An 8,523-nucleotide genomic window follows, 5' to 3' on the forward strand; every position below is an offset into this window, starting at 1 on the left:
TCCGCGCGGGCGATTTCGAAGTCGCTGTAATCGTCGGGGCTCGTGCCGCCGCGCGGCGGCATCGCGCCTTTGCCGCTCAAGGCGGTATGCCAGAGCGTGTCGAAACCTTGCGAGATACGCGGCGCCCAGTCGGCGGTATTGGTGAATTTCGGCGCGCCGGCCGCACCCGACGCGTGACACGCGGAGCAGACGGCCTTATAGACTTCCTCGCCGCTCTTGTAGACGCGCGGCGCGTTGGCGTCGCGAATTTCGACCTGCGCCAGTGGATGGATGCGGGCGGCGACTTCGGCGTCGGAGAGGGAGTCGGTGCCGGCGCCCGTGCGCGTCGAGTTATCGACGTAGACCGCGAGCAGAACGATGATGGCGATCGGCACAGCAAACCCGGCGATGACCGCGGCGATGAGCTGTGCAGGGGTTTTGATCGGGGCTCCGTGTGGTGCTTCGCTCATGCTTGTCTCGTCTCCGTGGGTATGTGAGCGGTACAGCGCGACGGCAACTTCTTGTTCTTTATCAGCCACGGACGATTATAGACGCAAGATTTCGGCGGCGGCGAGCGGCCCGAACGGTGTTCAGCAGGCGTTTACCCGAAGCGGGGCGGCCACCCGGATGGCTTCGCGGTGCGCCTCGCCGGCCGTCCGGTGGACGGTTCGGATGAAACCGGGTATCCTTGCGGTCTCTCGCTTTGGCGTTGCGGCCGTTCTGGTTGCAGTGCTTTCGCGTAGTTTCCCCCGTGGTGAAGCGCCCGTAGCTCAATGGATAGAGTACTGCCCTCCGAAGGCAGGGGTTGCTGGTTCGATCCCAGCCGGGCGCGCCAAGTCTGACAAGGGTTTCCGCCCGATCCTCTCCCCGCAAAACAGATGCCGACAGCCACTAGGGCCGCGCGAGGGCCGATCACGCCGTGGACGCGCACATCAGGACAATCTCGCGCTTTCTCGTCTGCGGGTCGATCACTGACTTGATGTCGTACTGCGTCCCGTCATGCGTTACCCGGTCGTCAGATCGCAGGCCCGCGAAGTAACGAATCCGAATGCGAGTCGTGACTTCGGACTGTTCCGCCCCTGCCGCGAGGTATTCCCGGCCGTTGAGCGGCTCGACCGACGCGGGGACAAGCCCGAGAGCCTGCCATTTGTCAATCGGCTGCCCTAGCTCATCCTGACCCTGTACGCGGCGCTCGATCGTTACTCGATGCCGTAGCTGACCGGCTCTCATACCGCCATCGCCCGATACGGGTTCAGCAGGCGCTCATAGGTCGGGTTCACGAAATACTGCCCGGCGGTCCCTTGCGCGCCCGCCTCGCGGTTCTCGTAGAGGTCACCCACCTGTAGCAGGATCGCGGCGCGCACTGGCGCGGGCATGTCGTCGCTCAGATCGACGCCGAGGTAATCCCACGCGGCAGCCGTCGCCGCGTCGATCATTGCCTGTACGGCGGCGTCCTCGATTCCGGCGTCCTGCCGGATGTGGTCAAGTGCTTCTTCAAGCGTGATTGCCATATTTCTCCCGTTGGTTAAACGAACGTGAATGCGCCTTCGTCGTAGGCGCTCGTCTGGTCGTCCTCATTCGAAATGAGGCGGCCGAGTGCCATCACGCCCGCCACGATGCCGTCGATTCGCTCGGTGCTCTTTGCCTTGCTCGGCTTGATGTTGCCCGCCGCGTCCTGCTCGGCGGCCACGTTGGACGCCATCCAGCGCAACACCGGGTTGCCACCGTGCGCGATCTCTTTGCCGAGCAGGCGCTTCTCCAGTTCCTTCGTCGGCGCGCTCATGCTCGCGAAGCCCTGGCCGAAGCCAACGATTTCGAAGCCGTCACCGGCCAGTTGCGTCGCGAGCTGCGTGGCGTTCCATCGATCGATCGCGATTTCCTTGATGTGGTATCGCTCGGCCAACTCACCGATGCGCAGGCGGATCGTGTCGTAGTCGATCACGCTTCCGTCCGTGGGCTCGATGAATCCCTGCTTGGCCCATGTGGGATACGGCACGCGGTCTTTCTTCGCCCGCTTCTCGATGTTCTCCGCCGGCACCCAAAAGAACGGCATGAGGTACACCGTGCCGCCGACAGGGAACGCCAGCACCAGCGCGCTAATGTCGGTCGTGGTCGAGAGGTCGAGCCCGGCGTAACAGGTCGCGCCCTCAAGCTCGGGAATGTCGCCCGCGCACGCGTCCCACACGTCCATCGACAGCCAGCGCGTGTCCTGCTCGGTCCACTGGTTCAGCAGCAGTCGGCGGAACGTGTTTTCGTAGCTCGGCATGGCCTGAGCCTTCTTGCATTCCTGCTCGAAGTACGATTCCTGAACCGAAATGCCGAGGCCCGGGTGCGCCTTGCGCCACGTCGCCGGGTCTTTCCAGTCGTCGGCATCGTCGGCGGCAAAGATCACGCCGAGGAACGAATCGTCCTGGACGATGCCCGCGTTGACTTTCACGGCGTGCTCGTGAAGCTCATAGCAGAGTGAGTGCCGGTCAAAGCCCGCCGTGGTGATCGCGAACGTGAGCGGCTGCCGGCGCGCGCCGGTCGAAGTGTTCAGCACGTCCCACAGCTCGCGATCGGGCTGGGCGTGGACCTCATCGAAAATGATGTCGCTCGCGTTGAGGCCGTGCTTCGTGTACGCCTCCGCGCTCAGCACCTTGTAACTGCTCGCCGTGCTCGGCACGGTAAGGGCTCGCTTGTACGCCTTCACGCGCTTGTCCAGCGCAGGGGACGTGTTGACCATCTCGCGTGCAATTTCGAAGGCAAGGCCGGCCTGATCGCGGTCGGCGGCGGCGCTGTACACCTCTGCGCCCTTCTCGCCGTCTGCCAGCAGCAGGTACAACGCGACGCCCGCCGCAATGGTCGTTTTGCCCGCCTTGCGCGGGATCTCGACATAGACCGTGCGATAGCGCCGCGAGCCATCCGCGCGCTTCCATCCGAACATCGGGCGAATGATGCGCTCGGCCTGCCAGTCCGACAGCGCGAGCGGCTGTCCGGCCAACTCGCCTTTCGAGTGCGTGAGGCACGTCGAGAAGAAGCGCACCGCGCGCTCGGCGGCCTCTTCGTCGTACCAGAACTCAGCGGAAGAATTCGTCTGCGGGGTCATCGTCGCCACCTTGAGGAACAACCAGCTTCGCGCGTGCGGCTGGCGTCAGGCCCAGCTCGGCGGCGTAGGCCCGCATCTGGCCGAGCAGCGCGGCGCGCAGCGGCTCGCCAGCCTTGACCGTCGCCACGATCTCGCCGTAGGTCAGGCAATGCGCCTCGACGGTCGCCGCATCGACGCTCGTAAGCACGCCGAGCCGATCAAGCTCGGGCACGATGCGGTCCCACTCCAGCCGGGCATCGGCGGGGAACCAGTCAGGGCATGCGCCGATCCGGCCGGCGGGCAGTGGCTCGCGGTCGTTCATTGGGCGCTTTCCGGGGTTCCCCGCCAGCTTTTTGAGCGCCGTTGGAGTGGGTTTATTTGCCATTTTCGTAACAAAAAAGCGAAAAACACTGAAAATCGTCAACTGCGGCGGCGTGCGCGACTCTGAACGTGCGGTCCGGGCCAGTTTGAAGCTCGCGATTTTGACGGATCGCGTAACAATGCTGAAAATTGCACATTCTTTAAGCAATCCGGCGCTCACTTCTCACAATGCGGGACGTTCCACGGATGCTCGGGGTCGAGCGGCATACCATCTGCATCGCAGCCACGCACCATGCGGCGGCCACCGTTCATCCATGCCCGAGTCTTTGCTGAGTGGTGCGAATGGCACAGGCCAACCAGGTTGCTGCGCTCGTTGTTGCTGGGATCGTTGTCGATGTGGTCAACATCGACAGCGGGCTCGATGCGCCCCTCGCGCTGGCACTCAGGGCAAAGCGGTTGCTCAGTCAGCACCAGACGCCGCAGGCGCTGCCATGCTGCCCCGTTGAGTGCTAGGGTACGTTGCCCCTGGCGTTGCTTGAGCGTGAGGTACTTGGGCTTGAGGGTTCGGGGCTTGTGCTGCTTGAGCGCGTTCGGCATCGGTCATCTTCGGCAGGTTTTCGAGGCGGCGGACTTCATCGACCGTCATCCATCGGTCACTGATCGCGTTGTGATAGAACGTTGCGCGAGCAACGGCATCACCGCGCAGCAGACCCTCGACGCTATGCTCCGCGAAGTATGTGCGCGCGCCGGCGTCGCTCAACAGCGAGCGGGCTGCTGCCTGCTCCCACATCACCAGATAGCGCCGCAGCGTCAGCGTGACGAACTGGCGCGCCAGCTCCACGCTGTTCGAGTAGTTGCCGAAGCGCAGATCACCGACCATCGTTGGCGGCATACGGAACAGGCGGCACACTTCCTCGACGCTGAATTGGCGAGCCTCGATCCATTCGGCGTCCGCGAGCGACATGCTGATCGTCTGGTAATCGACGCCTTCCTCCAGAATCGCCGTCTTGCCTGCGTTCGCGCCGCCGACATACTGGCTATCCCACGACGACTTGAGCGCGGTCCGCTGTCCATCCTTGAGTTTCTGCGGAAACTTCAGGATGCCGCTCAGCCGCGTGCCGTTGTTGAATGTCGCGTTGCCGTGGTCGCGCTCGGCGGCGGCCAGCTCCAGCACCTGACGCGCCGCCGTGATAGGCGACACGCCGAGGATTCCATCGTCGGTGCGGTGGCGCAGGTGCAAAATCTCGTCCTGCGTGGAGCGATACAGCTTGCCTTTGCGGTCGGTCCACTCGTAGCCGAGATTGCCGTTTTGGAGCAGCAGCACCGACATGCGGTCGGGATGGATCGGCCACAGCTCGCGTACCTGACCGTCCCAGCCGCGCACGATGCGCGCATAGGCGTTGCCGCGCAGCAGCACGCTCGCTTGCATCTGCTCGAGGAATTCGAGCGCGGTCTGCTGCGGGTTCGGCGTGTCGTGGAGCACCTTGTACAGCGGATGATCGTTCGCGGGCTCGCGGCCGTCATCGTCGGTGCGGCGATACAGGAACAGCGGCAGGCTCGCTATCGTTTCGCTGATCGACTGGACGCACGCGTACACCGTGCTGATCGACTGCGCTTGATGCGGGCTCATGCCGTTGCCGCGCAGCGTGCCGAAGTTCTGCCAGTAGTTGTCGCCATCGGCGCGGCGCTCGAAGCCGAGGCGATTCATCACGCGATCGACAAAGCTCATCGGATGGTCTCCAGCCAGAGGCGCGTCACTGCCAGCACGTCCGAGCCAGCGCCGCCAACACCACGCGGCATGCTGCGCACCGCCACACTCGTGTCGCGGTAGGCAGGATCGTGCGTCAGCGTCACCTCGCGCAGCTCGACGGCCAGCAGCTCGCGAACGAGCCCATTACTGCGCTGCTCCCACCGATCACCACCGGCAGCGACACGAAAGCCGAAAGAGCAGCCCGCAATGTCGCCGCGCTCTACCAGCACGCCAACATCGTTGCCGTAGCTCGTATCAGGTAGGTCCAGCTCGAAAGCCAGGCCGCTGTCATCCTCGCGCAGGCGCAGCGTGCCGGCCTGCGTCGTGCCGAGTAGGGAAAGGTCGTCATGGTGATAGAGCGCCCGAATGTTGACGCCCGCGCGCAGCGATGCCGCGAACGCGCCGGGCCGGATGATCTCGGTGAAGCCGCCGAGGTCTGCGGACGCGCTATTGAAGCGCGCCGCGTAGCCGCCGACCTTGCCGCGCGAGAGGGCGCGCAGCCCCTCACCTGAACGGATTTCGATTTCCATCTGCGCGCCCCCTGCGTTAGGCAATCGACACGTCATCGACGGAGACGAACGCCTCCGGGTGGCGCACGGCTTGATCGCACGTCATCATCGCGCGTACCAGCACGTTGCCCTTGCTGAACGCGTCCTGCGCATACGGGTTCACGAGAATGTCCACTTCCGACCAGATGCCGAGAATGAGCTGCGTGAAGTCACCGAAGAGCAGGCGGCCGGTTGCCGGCGTACCCGCCTTGTTCGGAACCTGATTCGTCGTCACCAACGGGTAGCCCGCCATCGACGTGCCGTCCGACAGATAGATGCCAGTGTTGGCCGCCTTCTGCGTTGCTGCGAGCACGCGCTTCACGCTCGGATTCGAGAGCCAGCGCCCACCGTTGACGTTCACGAGGTCGAGCTTCTCGATGATGCGCAGCACGCCCTCCCAATCCGGCGTCGCGAGCGAGGCCGTTTGGATGCCCGTCATGTTGAGCAGGCCGAGCGGCTGCTTCACGCCGTCACCGGACAGCAGCGCGGAATCGAGCGCCTGCCCCATCACCGCCGACAGGTCGTCACGCACCAGGCCGTTGATGTCCGGGCTCGATTGCTGGATGAGCTGGCGCGAGAGTTCCGTGAGCGCGCCGACATGGCGCGGCTTGAGCGTCACCGGGTCATCGAACGACATGCCCGAGGTCGAGAGCGATTCGTTTTCCGCCACCCAGCCGGCCGTCATGCCGCTCTTGTACTTCGGGATCACCACGTCGCCGCGCAGGCCCGTCAGCACGCGCGCGCCGAGTGAGCGCATCACCAGCGCGTTGCGCAGCGGGCCGATGAACTGATCCGCGCGGAAGTCGTCGGGAACGATGCCTGCCGCGGTGGTCGTGGTCTGTGCGTCGCGCTGCTCGACCGGGCGCGTGTCGAATGCCGCCATCGGCACGTAGAAGCCTTGGGCCTTCTTGCCCGTGCGGCGCTCGGTTTCCTGCGCGAATTCGGCGGCGGCGCCGTCGAGTGCGCGGCCTTCCATGCCGGCGCGGATCACGTCGAGCAGCACGACACGGCGCTCCACGTTCGAGAAGTCGGTTTCCGTCACGCGGTCGCCCGTCATGCGGCGTTCGAGGTCCGTCATGAACTGCGCGCGCTGCTCTTCGCCTTCAAGGCCTTCGATTTCGGTCTTGAGCGTGTTGAACGTCGCTTGTTCGTCCGCGCTGAGCGAACGCTTTTCGGTGTCAGCTTTCGCGATAACGTCGCGCATCAGCTTGACTTTCGCGGCCTTGGCCTCGCGAATTTCGTGGAGCTTTTTCATCAGAGAGTTACCCGTTCAGTTAAGGTAACTCTCCATATACTCCCTTTCTTTGGTAGTTAACAGAGAGCAAAAGAAGGTAAAACTGCCCTGAACTTCTGCTTACAACTCATGTAATATTTATACAACACCCGAGGGGTGTTTTTTAAAAAACGTATGTGAGAGAGGCCAAAGAAATGACGGTGTTCATGATTGGGTATGACCTGTATCACAAAGATGGCGCAGCCTATGACAATTTGGAGGAGGCCATCAAAAGTCTCGGTAGTTGGTGGCACTGCCTGGATTCGACTTGGCTGGTGAACATCACTTCGAACAAGGATGCTGGAACGATCCGCGACGCACTGAACGCCCATCTCGGCAAGGGTGATAAGTTGCTGGTGATGAAGGTGGCGACTCCGACGAACTGGGCGTCGTGGAACTTGCCGGACAACTGCAATCAATGGCTCAAAGATAACGCGTAGCGTTTGAGCGGTAGGGCATTCGTGGTGGAGTGCCCTACCTGGTGCGCGCAGATATTGCACCCTTTTGCGAGTCGATTTGCACCCCTGTGGATAACTTTCGCTGCGACGCTGGATAAATGCCATTGTTAGAATGACCGCCTAATCAAATGGAGGCCAACGATGGAAGCCGAACACATGAAAGCGCTTGGACTGGACCATACGATGAAGATTGTCCAGACGAGCTTCAAAAACCAGAGCCGCAAAAGCCAAGATACCGACATCACCGAATACGACGTATTCGACGCACAAGACAAGCTGATCGCGAAATGTGAGGTGCGTGAGTCCATTAGCATTTACCCGCCGCACGACAAGCACACAGCTTACGGAAAGTGGAGCGCAGACGGAAAGCAAATGGTTTGATCCGCACCGATGGCGTTTGAGAAATTCAATGGGTAGATGGTCGTTCTAGATAGTGTCCAGAAATTGGACCTGAAAGCGACGAAAATAGGCCCGAATAGCTCCAGAAAGTGGACTTAGAAACGATGCTCTAAGTCCAAAAACTGGACCTATTCACGCCGCCCTAAGTCCAGAAACTGGAACTAGGGGGGTAATTTTCTTCGGCCCCGCACGCCCTGGGTCAGTACGGCGGTGCGCATATGCACTGCGAGGAAACGCCGTCGCCGCGATGTCGAGGCCCTCCGTGATGTCGAGATCGCGCCACGTGAGCCCATACCACGCTGCCCGATTTGGCATTGCACCCTTGCGCGTCTCGCAGATGAATCCAGCCGACACAAGCTCATCTTTCGCAGACTTCAGCGTCGTTCGAGACTTCCAGCCTCGCAGCTTCATCTGCTCCCAAGTGCAATAGAGGTTGCCGTTGTTCGCACCGTTGTACTGAAACGCGAACTCCATCAATAGCTTCACGGCGCTACCCGAGAGGCCTACATAGGCCTCGCTCTCCAGAACCACGAACGGAATTCCGGCAAACCGGGTTCCGTCGCGTTTCTTGGCGTCGCTCTTGAACTTGGAGCGCGCCATATTAGATGGTATGGACGCCTCCCCCCGGCAACGGGTAAGGGAAGCCAGGCGACAGAGCGCATCTGCAACTGCCTGTACAGTGGATGCGTCGTGCCCATCAGCTCACGCAGGAGGTTTCCAAATGAAGA

At 62.2% G+C, this 8,523-nt stretch carries 12 protein-coding genes and 1 tRNA gene; 3 read left to right on the forward strand and 10 right to left on the reverse strand.

Translation table 11 applies throughout. The annotated features are described in order from the left end of the window. The coding region (locus GXB81_RS29445; RefSeq protein ID WP_205991062.1) for a c-type cytochrome at positions 1-449 on the reverse strand (449 nt) is incomplete at its 3' end. A 289-nt stretch (positions 450-738) separates the two neighbouring features. Between GXB81_RS29445 and GXB81_RS29450 the strand changes: the two genes are divergently transcribed. Further along, positions 739-814: transfer RNA gene (locus GXB81_RS29450), tRNA-Arg, on the forward strand. A gap of 77 nt (positions 815-891) precedes the next feature. Here the strand turns inward: GXB81_RS29450 and GXB81_RS29455 are convergent. Genes GXB81_RS29455 through GXB81_RS29490 form a run of 8 tightly spaced genes read right to left on the reverse strand, consistent with a single transcriptional unit; the run spans position 892 to position 6,920 of the window. After that, a complete protein-coding gene (locus GXB81_RS29455) occupies positions 892-1,209 on the reverse strand; it encodes a phage head closure protein (protein ID WP_205991052.1) in 318 nt (105 codons plus the stop codon). Beyond that, on the reverse strand, positions 1,206-1,490 hold the full coding sequence (locus GXB81_RS29460) for a head-tail connector protein (RefSeq protein WP_205991053.1): 285 nt from the start codon (positions 1,488-1,490) through the stop codon (positions 1,206-1,208). The genes GXB81_RS29455 and GXB81_RS29460 overlap by 4 nt, the downstream gene beginning before the upstream one ends. A gap of 14 nt (positions 1,491-1,504) precedes the next feature. Further along, on the reverse strand, positions 1,505-3,067 hold the full coding sequence (locus GXB81_RS29465) for a terminase TerL endonuclease subunit (RefSeq protein WP_205991054.1): 1,563 nt from the start codon (positions 3,065-3,067) through the stop codon (positions 1,505-1,507). Next, positions 3,039-3,587, reverse strand: coding sequence for a P27 family phage terminase small subunit (locus GXB81_RS31940; RefSeq protein WP_205991055.1), 549 nt, complete (start codon positions 3,585-3,587; stop codon positions 3,039-3,041). The genes GXB81_RS29465 and GXB81_RS31940 overlap by 29 nt, the downstream gene beginning before the upstream one ends. Continuing rightward, entirely contained in the window at positions 3,584-3,838 is a 255-nt protein-coding gene (locus tag GXB81_RS29475; RefSeq protein WP_205991063.1) for an HNH endonuclease signature motif containing protein, read from the reverse strand. Before GXB81_RS29475 ends, GXB81_RS31940 begins: the two co-directional genes overlap by 4 nt. Then, a complete protein-coding gene (locus GXB81_RS29480; RefSeq protein WP_205991056.1) occupies positions 3,828-5,096 on the reverse strand; it encodes a phage portal protein in 1,269 nt (422 codons plus the stop codon). Before GXB81_RS29480 ends, GXB81_RS29475 begins: the two co-directional genes overlap by 11 nt. Then, complete coding sequence (locus GXB81_RS29485; RefSeq protein WP_205991057.1) at positions 5,093-5,647, reverse strand: HK97 family phage prohead protease; 555 nt, start codon at positions 5,645-5,647, stop codon at positions 5,093-5,095. The genes GXB81_RS29480 and GXB81_RS29485 overlap by 4 nt, the downstream gene beginning before the upstream one ends. Before the next feature lie 16 nt (positions 5,648-5,663). Beyond that, positions 5,664-6,920, reverse strand: a complete 1,257-nt coding sequence (locus tag GXB81_RS29490; RefSeq protein WP_205991058.1) for a phage major capsid protein — start codon at positions 6,918-6,920, stop codon at positions 5,664-5,666. Between the two features lie 173 nt (positions 6,921-7,093). Here GXB81_RS29490 and GXB81_RS29495 point away from each other — a divergent pair, with 173 nt between their 5' ends. Then, complete coding sequence (locus GXB81_RS29495) at positions 7,094-7,378, forward strand: hypothetical protein (RefSeq protein ID WP_205991059.1); 285 nt, start codon at positions 7,094-7,096, stop codon at positions 7,376-7,378. 159 nt (positions 7,379-7,537) lie between these two features. Beyond that, the gene (locus GXB81_RS29500) at positions 7,538-7,777 is read left to right on the forward strand and encodes a hypothetical protein (RefSeq protein WP_205991060.1); all 240 of its coding nucleotides are present in this window, start codon (positions 7,538-7,540) and stop codon (positions 7,775-7,777) included. A gap of 150 nt (positions 7,778-7,927) precedes the next feature. Here the strand turns inward: GXB81_RS29500 and GXB81_RS29505 are convergent, their stop codons facing one another. After that, complete coding sequence (locus GXB81_RS29505; RefSeq protein ID WP_205991061.1) at positions 7,928-8,395, reverse strand: hypothetical protein; 468 nt, start codon at positions 8,393-8,395, stop codon at positions 7,928-7,930. Between the last annotated feature and the right edge of the window lie 128 nt (positions 8,396-8,523).

The sequence above is a fragment of the Paraburkholderia sp. Ac-20336 genome, assembly GCF_017105025.1.
Lineage (GTDB): Bacteria > Pseudomonadota > Gammaproteobacteria > Burkholderiales > Burkholderiaceae > Paraburkholderia.